The following is a 22779-nucleotide window of genomic DNA, read 5'->3' as shown; positions in this document are numbered from 1 at the left end:
AGCGACTCGCCGGTACGAATGACAGGCAAATGAACACTCGCACATGAGCGCCGCGCACGTTTGCAAGGGTGATAACTGACCCCTTATAGTCCACTTTGGGATTGTGCAGAGCTATGGTCACTTTGTGGCCAACTGGATGGGAATCAGATGCAGATAGCCAAGGTGGGGGGCGTTGTTACGCTTCTGTTCGCGATGCTGGCAACGGCGGCGCATGCACAGGATCCGGCACTGGATGTCGCCAGTAACCCGGCAACGCCACTGATTGGCGAAGAAGTCTGTACCACCGTCGGTTTCAGCAACCAGGACGTCGTTAATGTCGGTTACGGCCCCTACGTTTTTGCCACCGTGCCTCCCGGCGTCACGATCACCGCGAACACCTACCTGGGCATTCAGCCCCCCGTCGAATTCGTCGGTACCGTTGACGCCAGCGGCACCATCAACGACCCGATATCCGGCACCGCCGTGGCGGCCGAGCCGGGCAGCAGCGCCTATATCGTGCGCTTCCCCGTGGGCTCCGTGTCTGGTGGCCAGCCGCCGCTGAACGTCGAGGTCTGTGGCCAGGTCGAGCCCGGTGCTGAAATCGGCCAGCCCCTGGAAATCAACATGCTGCCCGGGTTCGAGTACGGTGACACACCGACCGGTGATAACGGCCCGATCACCGGCAGCGGCGCGTCGACCGCAACCGTCATCCCGCAGTTGGCCCGGGTGGAGAAAACCGCGGACGTACCCGAGGGTGAGCGCCCGCCCGGCCCGAGCAACACCTTTACCTATACCTACCAGGTCAACGTTTCCGAGGGCGTGACCCTGGACATGCCGGCCCTGACCGATGTGCTGCCGGACCCGGCGATTCAATGGACCGGGGCGCCGATCAGTGTTGCCGCCATCCAGGGCGTACTCTGCAGCGTGCTGACCGAGCCCAACCTGCCGGACACCCCCGGCGGCACCCTGATGGTGGGTTGCGATAGCCTGACCGGCACGCCGGCGGAAAACGACCTGGTGGTGTCCATACCGGTCTACATCACCGACATCCTGGATGAGAGCGATAACGGCGCCACCCAGCAGATCACCAATACGGTCGAACTGGATTACAGTTACCAGGGCACGGATTACAGCAATACCGACGACGCCCAGGTCACGGCCAAACACCTGGCGGTGCAGAAGTCAGTCACGCCGGATACGGTGGTGCCAGGAGACACGCTCAGCTACACGGTGAATTTCCAGGTCACCGACTACGATGAATCCATCATCGCCGGTTCGATCACGGACCTGTCGATGACCGACATCCTGGGTGACGGTCTGGACTACGCAGGTAACGCGACCCTGACGCTGGCCGGAAGCACCGGCCCGATCATACCGACCGTCAGCGCCGGCCCCGGGGCAGGGCAGACGACACTGTTGTTCGATATCGCACCGGGCGCCACGACCGAGGTCGCCCTGGGTTCGCGCGGCTCACTGCAGTACCAGGCCGACGTGTCCCAGGCCTATGCCGATGGCGATGACGTCGTCGCCGCTGACGGGCTGGGCAACAATATCTCCGCGGACTTCACCCACAGCGACAGCGCCGGCGCGTCCGGCCAGGACGGCTCGAGCGCCGGGGTCGATATCATTCCCAACCAGGCAATCAAGTCGCTGGTGGCCCCCATCCCGCTGCCCGATCCATTGGCGCCGGGGGACACGGTCACGTTCCGGCTGGAAATGGATATCCCTTCCGAGGACACGCTGTCGATCAGCCTGACGGATTACCTGCCGTTGCCGGTGGTCGTGGTGACAGACATCGACCCGGACACCGATATCGTGGTGCCGAATATCGTCGGTGGCCCCCTGCTTGATCCCGTTTACAGCAGCGATCCTGCGACCAATTCATTCACGTTGACCTGGCCCAATCCCGCGGGGCAGGGCGTGACTCGTGTCGCCGCGGACGTCACCGTGACCATCAGCAGTGAACCGTTTGCCGACGGCCTGTTCCTGACCAACCTGTTGTTGGGAACCTACGAGAATTCCGACGGTATCACCCAGTCGACGGATACGGCGGCCGGTTTCAATGTCGGCGCGCCGGACGTGTTCATTACCAAGGGCGTGTTCTCGGTCGACAACCCCAACGCGACGGTTTCACCGGCGCCACCGGCTGACCCGGCCCTGGCACTGGTCGACTCAGACGCGCTTGACGTCGATGCCGGCGATGCGATCGAGTACATCCTGACGGTTGAAAACCGCGGCAGCACGCCGGCCTACAACATCGACATCAACGACGCGACGCCCGCCGGCCTGGCCTGCCAGGCGCCGACGATCACCGATGGTACGGGGCAGGGCGTCAGCTTTACCGGCACCGACCTGGACAGCGGCATCGTCGTACCCGGGCCGCTTGCCGGCAACGACGGCAACCCGGCCGGCGGTGGTGAGCCGTTCGGCGCCGATACCCTGCTGGTGCGCTACACCTGCGTGGTGCAGACCAGCGCCGTGGCGGGCGATGTCCTGGTCAACACGGCGACAATGAATTTCACCTCGGTGTCGACCACCAACGACACCTTCCCGGAACGCTCCGACGATGCCATGGTCGCGCTGGCGACGCCGACCGTGCAGAAATCTGTGATCGAGGTCATCCCGGGCTATGCCGGCGACACCACCCGCGTGCAGATCGGCGAATCCGTTCGCTACCAGGTGGACATTACCGTGCCGGAAGGCACGTCGCCGGATATCTATTTCGAGGACCTGCTCGATACCGGGTTGGCCTTTGAATCCCTGGAGAGCATTACCGCTTCGCCTGGCCTCACGACCGATGTGACGGGCGGTTTTGGCAGCGTGACGAGCAACGCGGCCATCGTCGCGCAGGGCGGCGGTGATGAGAATGCGGCGCGGCTACTGCGCATCGGCCCGAATGCCGGCGACCCCGGGTTCGGCACCGTCACCAACAGCAATACCGACAATGCAACCGCGGAGACCATCACCCTGGTTTACCTGGCGCGGGTCATCAACAACACCGGTAACGTCCGCGGCCAGCAGCGCAACAACCGCGCGCAATGGTCCTGGACAGCGCCGCAGGGCACGCAGACGACGCAGGGATCGGCCGCCAATGTACGCGTGGTCGAACCCGGGATCGCCATTACCAAGGTGTTCGATCCTGCCACAGCTGACCGGTCAATCATGCCGCTGGTGAATATCCGGGTGCGCCACAACGGGGGATCCGACGGTACCGCCTTCGAGCTCAACCTGGTGGACGACGATTTCCCCAACGGGATCGATCCAGTCGGCGGCTCGCTGACCACCGTCAATTGCAACGCCCCGCCGGACAGCCTGGGAATCACCGCCGGGGTGCTGACCGCTTCATGGGCGGTTTTCGAGATCGGCGACGACTGTACGCTGCAGATTGAGAACACGATCGACCCGACCTTGCCGGCGGGCACCCTGCTGGAAAATTGCGCGCAGGTGCAATGGACCAGCATGGACGGCGACCTGTCTGCGCCGCTGCCGGGTATTCCGCTGAGCGTCGAGCGCACCGGCGACCCGGGCGATATCGGCGGCCCCGCCAATACTTACCGCGGTGAAAGCTGTGCCCAGCTGAAGATCTTCGACGTCGGCATCACCAAGGCCGTCATCGACTCCAACCAGGTCCACACCGGCAACAACAGCGGCGTGGAGGAACTGGCGATCGGTGAGGAAGTGACCTTCCAGGTGACGGTGGTGTTGCCGGAAGGCGAGGCCGACAACCTGGTGATCACCGATACGCTGCCGACGTCTTCGATGTTGCTGGAGCTGGTCGACGCCGTCTATGTTCCGTTGCCGGCGGGCACCAACCTGGACACCGTTGGTGGGCCTCCCGCGCTGGTGAGCAGCGACGAACTCCTGGGCGACGGCCTGGACGACACCGTGACGGCGACTTTCCCCAACCCGGTCACCAACGCCGACCCGCTCGACACGACCGCGGAGAACAACAGCTTCCAGTTCCTGGTCACGGCGGTGGTCCGCGACCTGCCGGCCAACCAGAACCTGGATGAGGATGACAATGTCGCCCGGGCCGAATTCGGTTCCACCGACCTCGGCCAGCAGTTCAACGTCACCGACACGGCCCGTGTGCGCGCGCTGGAGCCGTTCCTGTCCGTCGTCAAGACCGGTGACGTCACCTCGGCGGAAGTCGGCGATGTCGTGCACTACACACTTGTGGTCAGCCACACGGGAGCCTCGGGCACCGATGCCTTCGACCTCGACCTGGCCGACACGCTGCCGCCGGAACTGGTGCTCGATACCGGTTCAGTGGTCGTCGGCGACAATTGCACCATCGCACCGGATGCCGGGCCTGCAGGTAGCGGTAATACCGTTGCGGCCGGCTGGTCTGCATTCCCGCTGGGCGCAGTCTGCGAGATCGGGTTCGACGCCACCGTTGATGTCAGCGCGGTGTCGGGCGACACCATCAGCAACACCACGGACCTGGCCTGGACCACGCTCGATGGCACCGTGCCGGCGGGCACCGAGGAACGTTCGTACACCACCCAGGGCAGCTGGGACATCGTCATCGCCGATCCGGGCCTGACCAAGATGCTGGTCGACAGCAACATCGTCGAGACCCCGGACCAGGAGATCACCATCGGTGAAACCATGACGTTCGAGATCGTCGCCGAGTTCCCGGACGGCACCACCGACGACGTTTACATCGGCGACGTACTGCCGTACACCGCTACGGCGATTGAGATCGTGTCGTCGCGGATCGTTTCGATCGGCGCCGACCTGACGCTGGATTCGGGCGCCGTCGGCGACCCCGGCGATGACTGTATCGATTGCAGCCAGGGCGACCGCGGCTTCGATGATGCCGCGCGCTGGAACCTGGGTAACGTGGTCAACGTACCCAATGCGGGTGCGCCACCGGGCCCGGATGACCAGGTCGTGTTCGAGGTTGTGGGCATTGTCCTCGACGACCCGATCAACCAGGGCATCCCGGTGGGCGAGGACTTCGTCTACAACAACGCCGGTATATTCTCGGAGAACTTCAGCAGCACCGACCAGGCCGCCATCACCCTGGTCGAGCCGAAGCTCGAGTTGCGGCATTTTATCGAAGCCCCGGATCGCAAGGTCGCTTTCGTCGATGCCCTGGATCCACTGACTGTTCGCCTGGAAATCGCCCACACCGGCGATTCTTCCGCGACGGCGCTCTCCGTGACAGTCGACGACGTTCTCGATGCGGATATCTGGTGGACCGGAGGGCCGGTGACCAGTGATTGTCCAGGCCTTGCAACCGATGCCACGCCAGCCGACAACAGTTCCGGCACCGTTTCGTTCAGTTTCGATGCGTTGCCGCTTGCGCAAGGTAGTTGTTCAATCAGCTTCCCGGTGCAGGTATCGGATGCGCCGCCCGCCACCGGGACGTTGCTCGACCAGTCCAGCCTGGCGTGGGAATCCGCCCCTGGTTCGGCCGAGTCGCGCGACGGTACGGACGGTAATTTTGTCAGCTACGTGATCATCGGCGAAGCCGCTCTTAGCAAGCAACCGGTCTCAAGCAGCGTGGCGCTGACCGGATCCAGCCAGGGCGACCCGCTATTGCCCGACCTGACCATCGGCGAAACATTGACTTACGAGCTGGTCACCTATCTTTCCGATGGCCAGTTCGATCAGGTACGGGTTGCAGACAGCCTGCCGGCCGGTTCGACCCTGCTCACGGCATCAGTGGTGTCCATCGGCAGCGACCTGGTGACCGAGCTCGCGGGAACGCCGATGATCTCCGGCAACACGGTGAGCTTTGATTTCGGTGAAGTCACCAACAGCGCCAGTGGTGCGCAGGACAACACGATCGTGGTCCGTGTCACCGCACAGGTTGCTGATGACACCAACACCGACACAACGGGCGGAGCGGTGACCCTGTCAAACAGCGGTGAGCTGACATTCGCGGCTCTCCAGGGCGCGCCGCAAACGCGCAGCGCGGTGGCAGTGGTCGATATCGTTGAACCTTTGCTGGAACTGGACAAGCAGTTTGGCGACGTTGTCGACGGTCGCGTGCCGGTCACGCTGACGGTTGAGAATGTGGGCACCGCGCCGGCATTCTCCACGTTCGTGACCGATGAGTTCGACGAGACGATCTGGGTGCCCGGCAGCCTCGAGGCCGTCTTCGTGCCGGCCGGCTGGTCGATCACGGAAGCGTCGGCGGGCGGTGTTACCACGGTGACCGTCGGCCCGACCGGCGACCCGGATGCGCCAGCGCCCAACCAGGTCATCATGCCTGGCCAGAGCGGTTCCGTGACATTCAGCATGGAACTGGTCGTGCCGTACGTGCAAACCCCGGTCGACAACCTGGCCGCGGCGGCTGCATTGTCCTTGCCCGCGCAGGATCCGGCGGGGCGTGAGACCACGGCGGAAGGTACCGACAGCCTGTTGTTGCCGATCCTCGATTCGGAAAAGGCGGCCTCGCTGTCACCGGCTGAACCGGGTGACGTGATCACCTACACGGTGACCGTTGCAAATACCGGCGATGCGCCGGCCAACAATGTTGTCGTGGTCGATGACCCTGATGACGGCGGTACGTTCCAGGTGGGCAGCGTGACCAGCGCAGACGGCACGGTCGTGGTCGGCAATACCGCTGGCGACATGACCGTCCAGGTGGATTTCGCCAGCGTTGCCGCCGGGCAGACGGTCAGCTTCAGCTACGACGTGCTGGTGCCATACCCGTACCCGGCCACCGGCCCCGACGAGTACGTTAACCAGGCGCTGATTTCCAGCGACGAGGTTCCGGACTTCCCGTCCGACGACCCGGCAACGACGCCTGACGACGATCCCACCGTGGTGCCGATCATCGCCGATCCGGATGTCGTTATTACCAAGACCGACCTGTCGGACGTGGTCGGCGCCGGCGGTACGGTCTTCTACGAGTTGTCCTACGCCAATACCGGCAACCAGGACGATACCGGCGTGTTTATTACCGACTCGGTGCCGGCCAACACCACCTTCAACCTGGCCAGTTCCACGGCAGGCTGGAATTGCGCGGACGGTGCGCCGGCAGGAACGGTGTGTACCTATTCCGTCGGTGATCTTGGCGCCGGGCAGGGTGGCGTCATTTACTTTGCCGTGACGGTGGACAACCCGCTGCCGACCGGTGTGACGCAGATCTTCAACACGGCGGTGATCGAGGACGATGGCGGCAACACCGACAGTGACGACGAGGATACCCGCGTTGTCGCCGCGCCGGTGCTGGACATCACCAAGGACGACGGTGGTATCAGCACTTCGCCGAACGGCACCGTGGTCTACCAGCTCGATTACGTGAACAACGGCACCGAAGACGCCAGCGGCGTGCGCCTGCGTGACACGGTGCCGGACTACACCGTATTCGATGCAGCGGCGAGCCTGCCTGACGTCTGGAGCTGCCCGGATGGCAGCGGCCCCGGCACCGCCTGCACCCTGCAGGTCGGTGACCTGCAAGGTCAGGGCATCGGTACCGGACAGGCCCGGTTCGCCGTCCGTGTCGACCCGACCATACCGGCCGGCGTCACCCAGATCGATAACTCAGTACTGATCGCCGACGACGGTAACGCAACGCTGGGGATTCCCATCATCGCGCTGGCCTTCGACGACACGCCGATCGTGGCGGCGCCCGACCTGGTGATCAGCAAGACCGACAACGCCATCATCGGCTACCCGGGTATCGTCATTCCGTACACGCTGGAGTACTTCCAGGTGGGCGACCAGGACGCCACCGGCGTGGCCATCAGCGAAACGGTGCCCGTCGGCACAACGTACTCTGCCAGCGGCAGCGCGCCGTATGCGTGGAGTTGTGCCGATGGCAGCCCGGCCGGCACCAACTGTACGCTGGACATCGGCGCCATGCCGGTCGGCGCCAGCGGTACGGCGGTGTTCGCGGTGCAGGTTGACGACCCGCTGCCCGCGGGCCAGTCCGAGGTCTACAACGTGGTCACGATTGCCGATGACGGCAGCAACGGCCCCGACCCGACCCCGGCCAACAACACTGATGACGAGTCGACACTGGTCACGCTGTTCGCGCCGACCGGCCGTAAATCCGTCACGCAGACGAATGACCACCAGGTCACCTGGCGCATGGTCTGGTTCAACAACCAGAACACCCTGAACCTGCCGGTACAGGTGTACGACCCGATACCGTCGCCGGCGCAGTATGTCGGTGGCTCGGTGATCTGTGATGCGACCGGCGCCAGCCAGTGTCTGTCGGCCACCTACAACGCGGTCGAGAACCGGGTCGAGGTAGAGGCGATTATTGCCCCTGACTTTGGTGCGCCCGACAACGCCGGCGAGGCGCAGCTATCTAATGAGGTCGTGATCACCTTTGTCACCACGGTGGCGCAGACCAACAACCTGACCAATGTCGCCGACGCGTGCTGGGACGAGAACAACTCGGGCACCGCCGATGACGATCGGGCCATGGGGCAGGTCTGTATTCCGGTAAATGCCAGCATCCGGGCAGTCATTGCCATACCGGTGATGGGGCCGGTTGCGGTCACGTTAATGGCGGCGCTGCTGGGACTGTTTGGCTTGCTGGTGATCTCCGCAGGCCAGGCCATACCGCGGCAGGTGAGTCGCAAATAGGTTATTGCTGCACCCGCATTTGGTCCATCAGGTCGATCATGATCTGGTTGTCGATGGTAAACAGGCTCATCACCGGCCGGTCCAGGTCGGTGATCAGCATCATCACCGCCGAAAATGCCAGTGCCAGGGTCATGGTCGCCATCGGGCTGCGCCGGCCGACCAGCCCGGCCTGGTAGCCCATGACCAGCATCGACAGCACGGCCATCAGGTAGAGCGTCATCCAGATCGTATTGGGGATCCGGTTAAGCAGGGCAGCCTCGATGCGGACCACGTGCATGTCGATCAGGCCGATCACCGAGGCCAGGAAGTCGTTGCGCTCCAGGTCCAGGTTGCTTTGCGGCGGGACGGCGCGATGTTGCGCTGTCGCCACGGCCCACAGTTGCTGGTGGATTTCTTCTGAACGGATGATGGCGGACCGCACAGCTGGCCGGTCTGCAGCACGCAGGGCCTGTTCGCCCTCGACCCGCACCTGGACGTACTCGCGCAGCAGTTCCCGCGCCTCTGAGCGGCGCGGTTCCGCCAGGAACTCGGTCTGCAGCCACGCGGTGCGGGCCAGGCGGGTTTCTTCAACCAGCCCCTGCACGCGGACTTCGTAGTGGGACTGGCCGGTGGCAAAGGTGAACGCCAGGATGAACGCCAGCAGGCCCAGGCCGGCGCCCATGATGGCGCGGACCTGGGAGGTCTGTGCTTTCACAATGCGCTCAGGGCGCCGCCGGCCGACAAAGAAGCCAATCTCGATGCTGACCACCATCAGGGCAAGGGTCAGGACGAACAGCCATGGCAGCGGAAACACGTCCAGGAAATGTTGGGTGGTTGTCGGCATCTGAATCGACGTCAGCTAAGTGATTCCGCTGATTGTAGCGGTCTCCTCCAGCACCGGCCACGCTGACCCTCACTCGGATTCGGTGACGGTGGATTCGATGGCCTCGATAACATCCGCCGGATCATCCCCCAGGCCCTTGGACTGGTATCGCACCACGCCCTGTCTGTCGAGCAGGGTAATCATGTTGGAGTGGGCGATATCACTCTCGCCCATGGGCCGATAGCGCACGCCGAGCATGGCTGCGAACTCAAGCACTTCATCCGGGTTGCCGTGCAGCATCAGCCAGTCGCGGCTTTCCAGGTCCTTTTCAACTAGCCAGGCCTTCATCCTGGACGGCGTGTCGCGTTCGGGGTCAAGGGAGACCAGTGTTACTTGCATCTGGCCCCGTTCCGAGTCGGAAAGCGCGTCAGTAATCATTTTCAACCGTGCGACGATCATCGGGCAGGTATGTTCACAGTAGGTATAGACAAAGCTCAACAGGCGCGGCCGGCCTGTAAGTTCGGAGAGCATGAGTTCCGTTCCTTCCTGACTACGCCATTCCGAGTCAAGGTGATACACGGAATCATCCGGCAATTGCCCGGTATCTGCCTGTAGCGGTGCTGCGGTACACGCAGTTCCGAGCAGGCAGATCATGCCAGCCAACTTGATTCGGTTCATTGAGATACCACCGTCTGGTTTTTGTTGTCACTTGCGCAGCGAAAACCCAGCGAACGCAGCGTGGATTTTGCCCGGTAGCTGCTGCGCATGGCATAACGCATGAATGCAGCGTAGTCGGACGGGTCAATCGCTGCTGCGGCGCCGGCGCCGCAGTAGAGCTTGTTTTCCAGTGCCGCGTCGCCGCGGGATTCGCCGCTGACCAGCGCGGTGTTGAAGTCATCGACCAGTTCCCAGGTGACGCCATGAATGCCGCTGACGCCCCAGTAGTTTGTCCAGGTGTCTTCAACGGCCGGCAGGCGGGTGATAGCCGGTTTCGAATACCACTCCAGGATACGCGCCCGGAACGCGGCGTCATCGGTGCCGTTGGGTTCCGTTTCGCTTGCCGCGGCAGCCAGTTCCCATTCATCTTCTGTGGGTAACCGTTTGCCCTGGGCCTTGCAGTAGGCCCGTGCGGCGAACCACGACACGTTGGTCACTGGCTGGTTGCCAATGCCATCGGCAGCCGTTGGGTCGTGTTCCCGCCAATGATCCAGGTACGTGTCATCGGCGAACACCGGCTTGATGTTGTCCGGCGCCCAGCGTGGTTCTGCCCGTATGAATGCTGCAAACTGGGCGTTGGTCACGGCGTGACGATCCAACCAGAACGCCTCGACGCGGATACGCCTGGGGCCATCGGCACCCTTGAACAACGGCGAATACTCACCGGCGTTGATGCGAACCATGTCCGCGGCTGGCGCTGCCTGCTGACCGTACGCCGCAGTAAACGTGGCGGAGGTCAGCAACAGGCCGGCCGTTAATGCAGCGCGCAGGGCGGTCAGCATTGACCTGATTCAGTTGGCCGCGCGGTGTCCGGCGACGTCCGCGGGCTCAATGACACCGCCTTCATTGCCCCAGCTGTTGAGCACGTACGTCAGCACGTTGGCCACCTCCTCATCCGTAAGCCGTGTTGCGGGCATGACACCGTTGTAGGTCACGCCGTTGACGGTGATTTCACCCGCCAGGCCGTCAAGCAACACGTCGATAGCCCGGTCCGTGTCGTCCAGCAGGTAGTCCGATTCTGCCAGCGGTGGAAATGCGCCGGGCAGGCCCTGGCCTTGTGACTGGTGACAGGCCATGCAGTTGCGCTCGTAAACGCGCTGTCCAAACAGCATGCGTTCCTCCTGGCTTGTCGCCACGGGCGATGCCGGGACGTTGCTGACGACCTGCTCCGCCTGGCCTTCCGGCAGGTAGATGCCTTCGTACTGCTGCCCTGAGTAGACCACCTTGTCGGCGGCGCCACCCACGGAAATCGTGCCCAGTGCTCCCTTGTTGAAGGCGCGGAAGATGGAGTGATCAACCAGGTGCAGGTCGCCCGGTGCCTCCAGCTTGAAATCAACAATGGCCGAGCCGCCGGCGGGAACCAGCGTGGACTGGACGTTGTGATTGACCAGTGAACCGCCCTCAACATACACCGTATCGAAAATCTCACCGATAACATGGAATGAGGAGACCAGGTTCGGGCCGCCGTTACCTACATACAGCCTGACCGTTTCACCGACCTCGGCATGGATACTGTTGTCGCCCTGCAGCGCGCCGACGGAGCCGTTGAAGACCACGTAATCTGGGTTCTCAGCCAGCGCTTCCTCCATGTCGAACGGCCGCAGGCCCTCGTCGCCAAAGTCACCCTTGGTGTAGAACTCGCTTTGCATGATGTAAAACTCGCGGTCCACTTCCGGGTAGCCACCCTCGGGCTCAACCAGGATCAGGCCGTACATGCCATTGGCGATGTGCATGCCCACCGGCGCGGTAGCGCAGTGATAAACGTATAGCCCCGGATTGAGCGCCGTAAACGAAAATTGCGTCGTATGGCCGGGCGCCGTGAACGACGACGTGGCGCCGCCACCCGGTCCGGTCACCGCGTGAAGGTCGATGTTATGCGGCATCTTGGAATCGGGGCGGTTATTCAGGTGAAACTCGACCAAGTCGCCCTTGCGCACGCGAATAAACGGCCCGGGCACCGATCCGCCAAAAGTCCAGAAAACGTACTCAACGCCGTCAGCCAGGCGGCCAATTTGTTCCGTGGTGTCGACGCTGACAATGACCTTGGCGGGATGGTCGCGGTCGATGGGTGGCGGCACCTGTGGCGCCATGGTGAGCACTGCCTGTTCCACCGGGAGGTCGTCGGTATCGGCGACGGCCGGGGTCAAGACAAGAATGATGAGAATTACGGGTAGAAAAAATTTAAGTGCAATCTTGATTTTAAGCTCCATCATGCTCTCCTCCAGATTCTCTGTTTTTCTGATTGGTGCCGTTGAGCCAGTGAACGGCGCCATTTGTTCAGTATAGACATTCAATGCGTTATCGTTATGACGACAACGTATGGCACCAACAAAGGACGAGGCACTGCAACTCCACTCCGACCTGACCATCAACGGCAAGCTGTACCAGCAGGGCGAAGTGGTTCCATGGTACATGATCTACCCGTTTTTCGGCCTGCACATGCTGGCCTTTGGCCTGTCGGGTTTTTTCATGGCCTACGCGGACCAGGGGCCGCCGTTGACCTTCCTGTACATGCATGGCGGATTCGCCGTGTTCGTTTACGTGATTTTCTACCTGGCGATCTTCGGCGTCGACCGGGTGAAATGGATGTTCATCAATGCCGCGCTCGGGCTGTTTGGCATCTACGCCCAGATCAACTGGATCCTGGGCTGGTTCAACAAGTCGGCGTCAGACTATGGTTGGGCGACACACGTCATCCCGTTCCTCTACTACGTGCTCTATACCTTCCTGCTGTACCACTTTGTGCTCGAGGTGACCGGCGCCAACCGGTCGCCGCGGCGGCGCCAGTGGGTGGAGTTCGGTTACGTCATCGTGTCGGTGCTGGTGTATGGCCTGATCTGGTTTTTCGGAGGGACGGGGTCAGAGTAGAGGGTCAATCTGACCCCAGGCTCGCGCGGTTCGCCCAGCGGATGAGCAGGGCAGCCGTCGCGGCGCCGATGGTGTTGTAGACCAGGTCCATGGCTGTATTCACGTAGCCACCCACGTTGTTTTCCGGCACCAGCACGGTGATGATGAACTCGATCACTTCGTTAAGTGCGCCAAACCCCATGCCGGCAGCCGCGCAAATCAGCAACGCACCGGCGCTGGGTGGTCGTTTGATGTCCGGCGCCATCGACAGCAGGCCACGCCAGCACATCCAGGTTGTCGTGCCGAAACCGAATGCATGGACCAGCTGGTCGTACTTGAAGTTGGGCCCGGCGATATGCCAGTTGTAGAGCACGTTGGATTTCTCACCTACGTCCCAGCCATCCGGTAGCAGCACCAGTCCGCCGGCCATGTGCAGCGCGCCCCAGATACTCAGGCAAGCCACCAGTGCCCGGGGCAGCCCCACGCGCCGGTGCACCAGCCAGACTACGCCGGCAAGCACCAACATGATGGCGATATAGGCGAGAAACTCGAGATCACCGACATGGATCACCCATGCCGTTGCCGCCAGCAGGTAAGCGGCCGTGAACGCGATGATGCCGTAGAAGCCTTCCAGTGTGCGTGTTGTAGTCATCGGCGCGACGGGGTCAGAGTAAAGGGTCAGAGTAAACCAAGCGGGCAGGTTGCGTCTTGCAGGCGCGCCAGGCGGGTTTACTCTGACCCTTTACTCTGACCCCCTACTCTGACCCCACAACTTCTGCCGGGCCGGGTGTTTCGCCGAAGCGATCAAAGATACCGGACAGCCGCAGGTTGGCAATGTTGACGTCATCACCAACCACGGTCACCAGGGTGACATGGTCGATGGCCATCGGGTGATCCGGCTGGAAGCCGCCGGTGGTGCCCAGCTGGATGTAGTCGCGATCATGGCGGCGGGTGAGTTCGTAGAAATGCTCGTGGCCATTGAAGACGGTGTAGTCGCGGTCCTGCAGGGCGGTCTCAATGCGCGAGAAGTTTTCCTCGCCGGGACGTTTCCAGGCGGGCTTGTGCATCAGCACGAAGGTCCAGCGCACGTCCGGGTGGGCATCGATGGCGGCAATCATGTCGTCGGCCTGCTGCCTGCCGATGCGGCCGGAAATCCGTTCCTCCAGCCGGCTGTACTCGGTCTGGTCGAAAGCGCCCCAGCCTTTTTCGCGGATCAGCACCATGCTGTTCTCGCGCACCTGCTCGATCTCCATCTGCCGCTCCGGCGTATTGTCCTCGGTGTCCAGCACCAAAAACAGCAGGTCGCGGTAGACGAAATGGTAATAGCGTGGGCCGTGGCGCTGTTCCCATACCGACCACGATGCCGGGTGGCTGAGGTCGTGGTTGCCGCCGACACGGAACACCGGCGCATGGCTGCGTTCCGCGCGTTCATCAAACGCGTCCCAATCAGCGGCCAGCATCGCGGTGTCCGTGGTTTCGCCTTCGATCAGGTCGCCGACGTTGAGCACCAGTTCCGGGGCCAGCAGGTTCAGCTGTTCGACGGCAGCCGCGAACACACCTGGGCGCTCACCCCCGGTCAGGTCCGAAACCAGGGCGAAGGTGACCCGTTGGCCAGGGTCATCGAACTGTTCGTGGGTCCAGGGACGGGCCGTGCCCTCAACGCTGTGCAGGAACGGTTCCGTCGGTGAGCAGGCGGCCAGTAAGACAACCACCAGGAGCAATGCCAGGCCGCGTCGGTTCATGGCTGTGTCCAGTTAGCAAAGATTTCGCGCGCGTGCTGGTAGCCCGCCTCGACCACCTGGTCGTAGGCGCTGACATCGGTCAGGCCGAACTGGCGCACCGGCGGGTTGATCAGCAGGTCGGCGCGTTCGCCGTGGGCCCTGGATTGCAGCAACGTGCCGATTTCGGTGGAACGCATGATCAGCGTCGCCAGTCCCGGCACGCGCTGGCGACGGGTGAAAGGCAGCAAGCGGCTGCGCAGGATGGCCCAGGACGATGGGGTCTCGCCGTAATCCACCTGGCGGACATGCCGTGAAGACACATCGATCGCGATGATCGTACCCACGGGAAATCGCTCCATGACATCCACCGGCAGATTGTTCAGCACGGCGCCGTCGACCACCAGCTCCGAGTCCACGACGGCCGGCGGCAACACACCGGGCAGCGCGGCGCTGGCGCGGATGGCGCTGACCAGGGAGCCGCGACGGTGGACGTGGACCTCGCCCCGGTCGAGTTTGCTGGACACACAGAAGTAGGGCAGCGGCAGGTCTTCGATATCCGCATCGACCAGGGATTCCAGCAGCCGGGTCATGCGCTTGCCGCGGATCAGTGACACCAGCGGCAGCGTGTAGTCGGAAAACGGACGGCCCTTGACGAAGGCCTCGCGGGCCACGTCGATCGCCTTGTCCGGATCCCAGCCATGGGCAATGGCGGCGCCGACGATGGAGCCGATGCTGCTGCCCCCAACCCAGTCGACCGGCACACCGGCCTCAACCATCGCCTTGTAAACGCCCAGTTCGGACAATCCACGCACGGCACCGGCACCGAGTACCAGCCCCACCGCGCGGCCGGAAAGTACACGGGTGATTCGTGCCAGGTCGGCGTCGCCGTCTTCGCCCAGGTGCAGGTGGAAATCGACCGGCCGGTTCCCGATCCAGCTGGCGGTGCCGCCAATGTCGGTACCTGCGGGGCGCACCAGCGCCAGCGCCTGTGCGGCTGGCGCATTAACACCGGCCTGTGCGAGCCGGTCTTCGATCGGTGCAAGTTCGCTCGCTTCTGCTGTATCCGCCACCGCCATGACGATGTCCGCCTGGCGGACCGCGAACCGGGTCCAGGCGCTGTCGCCGGGGCCGCACTGGTAGACCACCAGCGGGTGTTCGTTCTCCTGGTCAGCCAGCCATTGCTTCAGGCGCTCCGGCAACTCCATGGGTTCGACCGATGCCCCGGTGGGCGCACCCAACTCGTCCAGGCGGTCAGTACGCAGCCATAACGCGCCGTTCTCGTCAGCCAGGCGGCGGGCCAGTTGTTCGGCAGCATTCCGGGCGCGACGGCTGTCATGGATCGTCAGCAGGGTGACGGTGCTGAAGCCACCACCGCGCTGTTGCTGGCCGGCCAGGTTCTGTTGCATCAGGCGGGCGACGTGGGCGGCCAGTTTCATGACCATGCCCGGGTGTTCACCCGCCAGGCGCTCGAAATCGGCTTTTTCCAGGCGGATCAGCAGGCTGTCACGGCTGGCGCGGATACCGGCGCTGCGTGGTTGTCCGGTGAGCAGGCCGGCCTCGCCAACGCTTTGGCCGGGCCGGACCTCACCAATGAACCGCGTGGAGTCGTCCGCTGACTCCCCGGCATAGGCCTGAAGCCTGCCCCGGACAAGGAAATACAGTGCGTCGCCGGTGTCACCCTTGTGGAAGAGCCAATCACCGCCTTTCAGGTCCCAGGGCTTGAGCGCGGCATAGACGGCGTCGTCTACATTCGGGCCGAAATAGCCCTCGATGATTTCCCTGACCCGTCGGTCAATCTGACTCATGATCGGAATCCTTCCGTGGTGCCGGTCGTGTCGCTGAGCAGTTTAAACGACTCGAAGATGACGCCGATAGAGGCCATGAACTCGCTGAAGCGATCTTCGTCGTTCGCGTCAAAGGGTGCGCCGTCGCGGCGGTTGAGCAGTTGCGCGACCGCAAATACGTTGCCTTCATGGTCACGGACCGGCAGGCTGAGAATGGAGCGGGTGCGGTAGCCGGTCTGGCGGTCAATCTCGCGGTTAAAACGCTGATCTTCGTACGCATCGGCCACGCGAATGGCATTACCGGACGCCGCCACCGCGCCGACGATACCCTTGCCGACCGGCACGGTGACCGTGCCCAGCTGGTCCAGGTTGTCGGCCACTACCAGGCGCAGGAGGTCGCCTTCGACCAGGAACAGTGACGCGCGATCGGCGTTGAGCATGGCGGCGAGCTTGCGGGTGAAGGCAAACAGGCCGCGCCGTAACAGGCTGGCATAGGCGCGGTCACCGGCCCGGGCAGTGGCGTCGATAAACTGCTGCGATTCGGCGGTGATGTTTTCCAGCAGATTCCGGAAGCCGCGCTCATCGAGCCCTTCAATGACCGCATCCATGTCACGCCGGTTCATGTTGTGCGCCAGGGTATCCATCATTCGCCGGTTCTCGGCGATCACCGACTCGGTATAGGTCTGTAACCGGCCGTCTTCCAGGTGGACGATGCGGTCGGCGATATCCAGAATCCGGTTGTCGTGGGTCACCAGCAAAATAGTGGTGCCTTCCTCGCGCGCCAGCTGTTGCATCAGGTCGACAACCTCGCGTCCTGAATGGCTGTCGAGCGAGGCGGTCGGCTCGTCGGCCAGCAACATGGCGGGGCGCCCGACCAGCGCCCGGGCAATGGCGACGCGCTGGCGCTGGCCGCCGGACAGGGCGTCGGGGCGGTGGTGAAGGTGCGCCGCCATACCGACCTGTTCGAGCATGGCCCGGGCGGCCTTGGTGCGCTCACCGGCAGAACGTGTACCGCTCACCCGCGCCCCCAGCTCGACGTTCTGCACCGCGGTCAGGGCCGCCAGCAGGTTGTGCTGCTGGAAAATGAAGCCGATGCGGCGGCGTACCCGTTCCAGCGTCGCCGGCCGGGCATCGCGCAACTCTTCGCCCAGCACCTTCAGGCTGCCCTGTTGCGCCGAGCGCAGCGCGCCAACCAGGGTCAGCAGCGTGGTTTTGCCCGACCCGGACGGCCCGGTGACGATGACGATTTCACCTTCGGGGATTTCCAGGCTGATGTCTTCAAGAACCTGTTTGCGCAGTTCGCCCCTGCCATAGGCATGGCCCAGCGCTTCGATGTTTACGGGTGGGTGGGGCATCGAATCGGCGTCGTCAGAACACGTCAGCAGGGTCAAGACGGCGCACCCGGCGCACCGCCAGCCAGGCGGAGAAGGCACACATGCCGAGCGTCATGGCAAATACCAGTCCGGCACGTTCCGGCGTTACCACCAGCGGCAGGCTGGTGGCCGCAGCGGCCTTGCCATACAGCCACGCTGCCGCGGCAATGCCCGGGACAAAGCCCAGCACCGCAAGAATGCCGGCCTGCTGCAGGACAATGCCGGAGACAAAACTGGATGAATAGCCGATGGCGCGCAGCGTGCCGTATTCAGGCAGGTGCTCGCTGACATCGGCAAACAGGATCTGGTAGACGATGATGGCACCGACCAGCAGCCCCATGATGGCGCCGAAAGCAAAGATGTAGCCGATCGGCGTGGCCGAGTTCCAGTACGCCGTTTCCCGGGCGATAAAGTCGGCCCGGGTCATCACCAGGACATCTTTCGGCAGTGCCTCGCGCAGCCGGTCGCGAGTCACGTCAGCATCTGCCCCGGGTGCGAGCTTCAGCAACCCCAGCTGGATATCTTCACGGCCGCGATCGGGAAACAGCCGCAACCAGTTCTCAACGCTGGTCACCAGGCTGCCGTCGATACCAAACGACGTACCCATCCGGAAACCGCCGACGATGTCGATTTCGCGGTCATTGACCTCGGTGGTCAGCGTGCCCGACTCGGCCAGTGCCTCGGCCAGCGTCCTGTCCGGCGGTGCGAACTCAGGCCGCGAGCTCAGGTCGATGGCGACGGCGTCCTGGCGGGTCAGCAGGGGTTGCACGGCATCGATGCCGGGCGTATTCAGCCAGGCGCCGTTGGTATCGAACCCGAGCGTGTTGATACTGCGGCGCTGGCCGGTCCAGGGGTTCTTGTAGACCGCCGGAAAGATATGGACGGGTGTGACATCGGCGACTTCGACGTCGCCCAGGGCCTGGTAAAGCCGGCGAATGGAAAACGTCTGCGGGCGCACGATGAACACGCTGTCCGGCGAGAACAGCGCGATGTCGTATTCGAGCCGTTCATGGATACGAACGGCGCTGTCAAACAAGGCAGCACGGAAGCCCAGCTGCATCATGATCAGTAACACGGCAAAGCCGATCCCCGCCAACGCGACCAACAGGCGTAATGGCCGGTGGCGCAACTGGGTCCAGCCGAGCGGGGCGTTCATTCGCCGTTGATCAGCACTTCGACCTGGAGATTGGTCAGGGCCGCGGCCGCAGTGGAATCGTCCAGGGCAATGCCAACCTCGATAATTCGCGCGTCCTTGCGCGCCGCGGGGTCGGTGCCGATCTCATCCTGCTTCATGACCTTGGGACGGATAAACGTCACGCGCCCGGTGAGTGGCCCGGGTAATGCGGCGCTTTCGACACGGGCGGGCATGTCGACGGCGACCCGGCCGATGTCGGTCTCGTGTACTTCGGCGATGGCCAGCATCTGCCCGACCCGGCCAAGTTCAAGGATGCCCTCGGTGCCGACATACTCGCCGGGTTCGGCACTGATGTGCAGTACCCGGCCAGCGAAAGGCGCGTAAACGTATGCCCGACGCCATTCGGCTTCGCGCTGGGCCAGCCGCGCGCGTGCGGTCTCGATGGCCGCCGCAGCGACCCGGGCATCGGCACGGACCGCCTGGCAGGTGGCCGCCAGCGCCGTCGCCTGACCGCGTGATTGCTCGACTTCCTCCTGGGACGCCAATTGCTTGCCCAGCAACTGCTCGCGGCGACCGGCTTCACGGCCGACCACGTCAGCCTTGATACAGGCCTCGTCGGCACGGCTTTCCGCGGCCTCGGCAGCGCGCACCTGCAGGTCCAGTTCGGCCCGGGCGGTGTTCACCGCAGTTTGCAAAGCAGGCTCCGCATCGGTGACAGCCAGCAACTGGCCTTTCTCGACCATGTCGCCCTCGGCCACTTCAAGGCTGGAGAGCACCGAGCCGGCCAGTGACAGCGGCGTGGAAGGCGCCGCAATGCGGACAATGCCACCCTGCGGTTCCAGCCGCCCCAGTGCGGCCACTGGCGATTCAGCGAAGGCGCTGGACATGGATAGCAGGCAGGCGAACGCAGCCAGTTTGCGCCCGGCCGGAGAAGACGGGTACATCAGAAGATTGCCCATTGAGCTCATTATTATTGGTCGGATTCAGGAATGCCTGTTAAAGAGCATAGAGCATCCGTGGTGAGTCCGACAATTTTAAGGTGGCCGCGGCGCCAGGGTGGCGTTAACGGCGGATTGTTCGCTCGTACGCCGCAATCCAGTCGGCCGTGGTAAAGCGACCCGCCAGTTCACCAACGAGCGCCACGGGCACCTGGTCGGCCTTGCGAAACCTGATACAGCATTTGCCCATGTCGGGCTTGCCGCCCACGCGGTCGGCGTACTCGGACAGGAACCAGTCCAGGGCGCCGGATTCGGCGTACAAACCCATGTGGTAAACACTGATGTACTGCTTTTGCGAGGCCAGGCTCATGTAGGGCAGGGGCAGTTTTGGGTTGCAGTGATAGCCGTCGGGATAAATCGAGTGGGGTACCACGTAGCCAGGCATGCCGTAATTCATCACGGATACAAAGCCGCCGCGCAGGTTGGCGGTGATGGCCTCGTGCAGGCGGCGCATGATGCTGCGGCGCTCATCCGGCAATTCTTCCAGGTACTGCTCGGGTGTGGCGGCTTTGGACTGGACCATGGCTGACTCCCTACCGGCATGGACGACCATCGTGCATTATATTTGGGTCTATTGACCAGACCACACCAGACCAGGGAGCGAAGGTTGGCGACACGCGTTACCGTCGAAGTCAGGGGCCAGGGGCTTCAGGACATTACCGATGCCGTACGCGCTGAGGTGCGCGATGCCGGCATTGATGACGGCGTCTGCCACCTGTTCATCCAGCACACCTCGGCCAGCCTGCTGGTGCAGGAAAACTACGATCCCAGCGCCCGCCACGACCTGGAACAGTGGCTGAACCGCCTGGTACCCGAGAACGATCCGATTTACACCCACACCGCGGAAGGCCCCGATGACATGCCGGCGCATATCAAGGCATCACTGACCGCCACATCACTGTCGATTCCGGTCATGGGCGGCAAACTGGCGCTGGGCACCTGGCAGGGTATCTACCTGTGGGAGCACCGGCACCATCAAGGCCGGCGCAACGTGATCTGTCACCTGTCGCCGTGAGCGGCCGCGCCTGCGAGGGCAGCATGATCGGGTTACACTCGCCGCAGTGACAGGATTTCCTGGAGGAGTTGTCGAGATGAAAATCACTGGATTTCGTGGCGCCGGATTGCTGGCCGTGGCCACCGCCGCGCTGGCCATATCCGCCTGTTCCACACTTGATTTTGGCCCCGAGCCCGGCTCCGCGGCATACGAGCAGACCTGGTGTGAGGACGCCGCGTCCCGGGCGCCGGTCAATGGCAGTGCGATGAACCCGCCGACACCGGGTTCTTCTGCGCCGCCCGACAATGCCCAATTCAGTGATCCGGGGAACCGGGCAGAATGTACCCATGCCGCCGCCCGGCGTGCCGAACTGGCCGGGGTTAAGGGTGAGCAGCCATGAGCGGCGCCGGAAGGCGGCAGTTCCTGGCCGGCACCGCGGCGGCGGCTGGTGTTGCCATGACCGGTAGTGGATCCGCGCAGGCGGCCACCGTGGCGGACTATCCCCTGGTCCACCACGTATTCTTCTGGTTAAAGAACCCGGATTCTGCCGAAGACCTCGAGAAACTGCTTGAAGGCATCAAGGGCCTGGGTGAAATTCCCACCGTCCGCGCGGTGCACGTCGGCGTGCCGGCCAGTACCGAAGCCCGGGGCGTGGTCGACCACAGCTGGTCGGCATCGGAGATTCTCTATTTCGATGACGAGGCGGGCCAGGCGGCCTACCAGGTGCATCCCCTGCATGTCGCATTTGCCGACATGGTCACACCGATGGTCGACCGGGTGGTGGTCTACGACGCCCGGGCGGCAAAGTAACGCCATGCGCATCGGCATGATCGGGCTGGGCCGCATGGGCGGCAGCATGGCGCAGCGGCTGATTAACGCCGGCCATGAAGTGGTGGCCTACGACGTGAATGATGAAGCCGTCGCCGCGCTGTCCGCCAACGGTGCCGATGGCGCCAGTTCGATTGCCGAACTGGTCGATGCCCTGCCGCCACCGCGCCATGTGTGGATGATGGTGCCGGTCGCGTTCGTCGACGGCCTGGTCGAACAGCTGGCCCCCTTACTCGACGATGATGATGTGCTCATTGACGGCGGCAACAGCCACTATCCGGATGATATCCGGCGCGCGGCCACGCTTTCGGAGCTCGGCATCCACTACGTCGACTGTGGCGTCAGCGGTGGCGTCTGGGGTGCGGAACGCGGGTACTGCCTGATGATTGGCGGCAAAAAAGCGGTGGTGAAGCGGTTGCAGCCGGTCTTCGAGGCGCTTGCGCCCGGAGCAGATTCGGCGCCGAGAACCCCGGGTCGAAAAGGGGAGCCGACACCAGAGGAACAGGGTTGGCTGCACTGCGGCCCGACCGGTGCCGGGCACTTCGTGAAAATGGTTCATAACGGTATTGAGTACGGCCTGATGGCCGCCTACGCTGAAGGCCTGAACCTGCTCGCCCACGGTGGTATTGGCCACGAAGGCCGGGAGCGCGATGCGGAAACCACGCCGCTGGACCAACCGGAACATTTCCAGTTTGATTTTGAAATCGACAAGGTCACGGAGCTGTGGCGCCGCGGCAGCGTGGTCGGTTCGTGGCTGCTGGACCTGACGGCGCAGTCATTGCACGCCGACCCGGCGCTGTCGAAGTTCGCCGGCCGGGTATCGGATTCCGGCGAAGGCCGCTGGACGGTGCAGGCAGCCATCGAGGCCGGCGTGCCGCTGCACGTGATCAGTGCCGCCGTTTTCGACCGGTTTTCATCACGCGATGAAGGCGAGTATGCCGGCAAGGTGCTGTCGGCCATGCGCCATGCTTTCGGCGGCCACGCCGAGAAACCGGAGTGATATACACTGGATGCAATCCACGGTTACAGACCCGTTGGGGGAAGA

Annotated in this window: 17 protein-coding genes; 6 read left to right on the top strand and 11 right to left on the bottom strand. The window is 63.4% G+C overall.

The window, feature by feature from the left end; all coding sequences use genetic code 11:
- Window positions 1-147: 147 nt before the first annotated feature.
- Window positions 148-8535, top strand: coding sequence for a DUF11 domain-containing protein (locus F3N42_RS05630; RefSeq protein ID WP_150863416.1), 8388 nt, complete (start codon window positions 148-150; stop codon window positions 8533-8535).
- 1 nt (window position 8536) lies between these two features.
- On the opposite strand, the gene F3N42_RS05625 is transcribed toward F3N42_RS05630, so the two are convergent.
- The 4 genes from F3N42_RS05625 to nirK form a co-directional block, all read right to left on the bottom strand.
- Window positions 8537-9358 (bottom strand): bestrophin-like domain, encoded by an 822-nt coding sequence (locus tag F3N42_RS05625; RefSeq protein ID WP_150863415.1) that lies wholly within the window; start codon window positions 9356-9358, stop codon window positions 8537-8539.
- 69 nt (window positions 9359-9427) lie between these two features.
- The gene (locus F3N42_RS05620; protein WP_150863414.1) at window positions 9428-10015 is read right to left on the bottom strand and encodes an SCO family protein; all 588 of its coding nucleotides are present in this window, start codon (window positions 10013-10015) and stop codon (window positions 9428-9430) included.
- The gene (locus F3N42_RS05615) at window positions 10012-10836 is read right to left on the bottom strand and encodes a formylglycine-generating enzyme family protein (protein ID WP_224784746.1); all 825 of its coding nucleotides are present in this window, start codon (window positions 10834-10836) and stop codon (window positions 10012-10014) included. The genes F3N42_RS05620 and F3N42_RS05615 overlap by 4 nt, the downstream gene beginning before the upstream one ends.
- Window positions 10837-10845: 9 nt before the next feature.
- Complete coding sequence (gene nirK / locus F3N42_RS05610; protein WP_191621246.1) at window positions 10846-12264, bottom strand: copper-containing nitrite reductase; 1419 nt, start codon at window positions 12262-12264, stop codon at window positions 10846-10848.
- Window positions 12265-12373: 109 nt separating this feature from the next.
- On the opposite strand from nirK, the gene F3N42_RS05605 reads away from it, so the two are divergent.
- Window positions 12374-12922 carry a hypothetical protein gene (locus F3N42_RS05605; RefSeq protein WP_150863412.1) on the top strand — a complete coding sequence of 183 codons (549 nt, stop codon included), beginning with the start codon at window positions 12374-12376 and terminating at the stop codon, window positions 12920-12922.
- Between the two features lie 4 nt (window positions 12923-12926).
- Here the strand turns inward: F3N42_RS05605 and F3N42_RS05600 are convergent, their stop codons facing one another.
- From F3N42_RS05600 to F3N42_RS05570, 7 genes are all read right to left on the bottom strand, one after another.
- Window positions 12927-13553, bottom strand: a complete 627-nt coding sequence (locus F3N42_RS05600; RefSeq protein WP_150863411.1) for a DUF2238 domain-containing protein — start codon at window positions 13551-13553, stop codon at window positions 12927-12929.
- Window positions 13554-13656: 103 nt separating this feature from the next.
- Window positions 13657-14643, bottom strand: coding sequence for a metallophosphoesterase family protein (locus F3N42_RS05595; protein ID WP_150863410.1), 987 nt, complete (start codon window positions 14641-14643; stop codon window positions 13657-13659).
- Window positions 14640-16427, bottom strand: coding sequence for a cyclic nucleotide-binding and patatin-like phospholipase domain-containing protein (locus F3N42_RS05590; RefSeq protein ID WP_150863409.1), 1788 nt, complete (start codon window positions 16425-16427; stop codon window positions 14640-14642). The genes F3N42_RS05595 and F3N42_RS05590 overlap by 4 nt, the downstream gene beginning before the upstream one ends.
- On the bottom strand, window positions 16424-17797 hold the full coding sequence (locus tag F3N42_RS05585; RefSeq protein WP_150863408.1) for an ATP-binding cassette domain-containing protein: 1374 nt from the start codon (window positions 17795-17797) through the stop codon (window positions 16424-16426). Before F3N42_RS05585 ends, F3N42_RS05590 begins: the two co-directional genes overlap by 4 nt.
- Window positions 17775-18935 (bottom strand): ABC transporter permease DevC, encoded by a 1161-nt coding sequence (gene devC / locus F3N42_RS05580; RefSeq protein ID WP_150863407.1) that lies wholly within the window; start codon window positions 18933-18935, stop codon window positions 17775-17777. Before devC ends, F3N42_RS05585 begins: the two co-directional genes overlap by 23 nt.
- Window positions 18932-19873: an efflux RND transporter periplasmic adaptor subunit gene (locus F3N42_RS05575; RefSeq protein ID WP_191621245.1), complete on the bottom strand. Its 942-nt coding sequence runs from the start codon at window positions 19871-19873 to the stop codon at window positions 18932-18934. Before F3N42_RS05575 ends, devC begins: the two co-directional genes overlap by 4 nt.
- Before the next feature lie 103 nt (window positions 19874-19976).
- Complete coding sequence (locus F3N42_RS05570) at window positions 19977-20435, bottom strand: DUF1801 domain-containing protein (protein ID WP_150863404.1); 459 nt, start codon at window positions 20433-20435, stop codon at window positions 19977-19979.
- Between the two features lie 84 nt (window positions 20436-20519).
- Here F3N42_RS05570 and F3N42_RS05565 point away from each other — a divergent pair, with 84 nt between their 5' ends.
- From F3N42_RS05565 to gnd, 4 genes are all read left to right on the top strand, one after another.
- Window positions 20520-20927, top strand: coding sequence for a secondary thiamine-phosphate synthase enzyme YjbQ (locus tag F3N42_RS05565; protein WP_224784745.1), 408 nt, complete (start codon window positions 20520-20522; stop codon window positions 20925-20927).
- Between the two features lie 76 nt (window positions 20928-21003).
- Window positions 21004-21306 carry a hypothetical protein gene (locus tag F3N42_RS05560; protein WP_150863400.1) on the top strand — a complete coding sequence of 101 codons (303 nt, stop codon included), beginning with the start codon at window positions 21004-21006 and terminating at the stop codon, window positions 21304-21306.
- Window positions 21303-21716: a Dabb family protein gene (locus F3N42_RS05555; RefSeq protein WP_150863399.1), complete on the top strand. Its 414-nt coding sequence runs from the start codon at window positions 21303-21305 to the stop codon at window positions 21714-21716. The genes F3N42_RS05560 and F3N42_RS05555 overlap by 4 nt, the downstream gene beginning before the upstream one ends.
- The gene (gnd, locus tag F3N42_RS05550) at window positions 21601-22734 is read left to right on the top strand and encodes a phosphogluconate dehydrogenase (NAD(+)-dependent, decarboxylating) (protein WP_224784743.1); all 1134 of its coding nucleotides are present in this window, start codon (window positions 21601-21603) and stop codon (window positions 22732-22734) included. The genes F3N42_RS05555 and gnd overlap by 116 nt, the downstream gene beginning before the upstream one ends.
- Window positions 22735-22779: the final 45 nt, after the last annotated feature.

It is taken from the genome of Marinihelvus fidelis, from assembly GCF_008725655.1.
GTDB classification, from domain to species: Bacteria; Pseudomonadota; Gammaproteobacteria; order Xanthomonadales; family SZUA-36; genus Marinihelvus; species Marinihelvus fidelis.
The sequence above is the reverse complement of the archived record's forward strand: the minus strand, read 5'-3'. Positions and strand labels throughout refer to the sequence as shown.

Bases quoted from the DNA above. Each gene is read 5' to 3' on its own strand.
- F3N42_RS05630 (WP_150863416.1), top strand. From the start codon at position 148: ATGCAGATAGCCAAGGTGGGGGGCGTTGTTACGCTTCTGTTCGCGATG.
- F3N42_RS05625 (WP_150863415.1), bottom strand. From the start codon at position 9,358: ATGCCGACAACCACCCAACATTTCCTGGACGTGTTTCCGCTGCCATGG.
- F3N42_RS05620 (WP_150863414.1), bottom strand. From the start codon at position 10,015: ATGAACCGAATCAAGTTGGCTGGCATGATCTGCCTGCTCGGAACTGCG.
- F3N42_RS05615 (WP_224784746.1), bottom strand. From the start codon at position 10,836: ATGCTGACCGCCCTGCGCGCTGCATTAACGGCCGGCCTGTTGCTGACC.
- nirK (WP_191621246.1), bottom strand. From the start codon at position 12,264: ATGGAGCTTAAAATCAAGATTGCACTTAAATTTTTTCTACCCGTAATT.
- F3N42_RS05605 (WP_150863412.1), top strand. From the start codon at position 12,374: ATGGCACCAACAAAGGACGAGGCACTGCAACTCCACTCCGACCTGACC.
- F3N42_RS05600 (WP_150863411.1), bottom strand. From the start codon at position 13,553: ATGACTACAACACGCACACTGGAAGGCTTCTACGGCATCATCGCGTTC.
- F3N42_RS05595 (WP_150863410.1), bottom strand. From the start codon at position 14,643: ATGAACCGACGCGGCCTGGCATTGCTCCTGGTGGTTGTCTTACTGGCC.
- F3N42_RS05590 (WP_150863409.1), bottom strand. From the start codon at position 16,427: ATGAGTCAGATTGACCGACGGGTCAGGGAAATCATCGAGGGCTATTTC.
- devC (WP_150863407.1), bottom strand. From the start codon at position 18,935: ATGAACGCCCCGCTCGGCTGGACCCAGTTGCGCCACCGGCCATTACGC.
- F3N42_RS05575 (WP_191621245.1), bottom strand. From the start codon at position 19,873: ATGGGCAATCTTCTGATGTACCCGTCTTCTCCGGCCGGGCGCAAACTG.
- F3N42_RS05570 (WP_150863404.1), bottom strand. From the start codon at position 20,435: ATGGTCCAGTCCAAAGCCGCCACACCCGAGCAGTACCTGGAAGAATTG.
- F3N42_RS05560 (WP_150863400.1), top strand. From the start codon at position 21,004: ATGAAAATCACTGGATTTCGTGGCGCCGGATTGCTGGCCGTGGCCACC.
- F3N42_RS05555 (WP_150863399.1), top strand. From the start codon at position 21,303: ATGAGCGGCGCCGGAAGGCGGCAGTTCCTGGCCGGCACCGCGGCGGCG.
- gnd (WP_224784743.1), top strand. From the start codon at position 21,601: ATGACGAGGCGGGCCAGGCGGCCTACCAGGTGCATCCCCTGCATGTCG.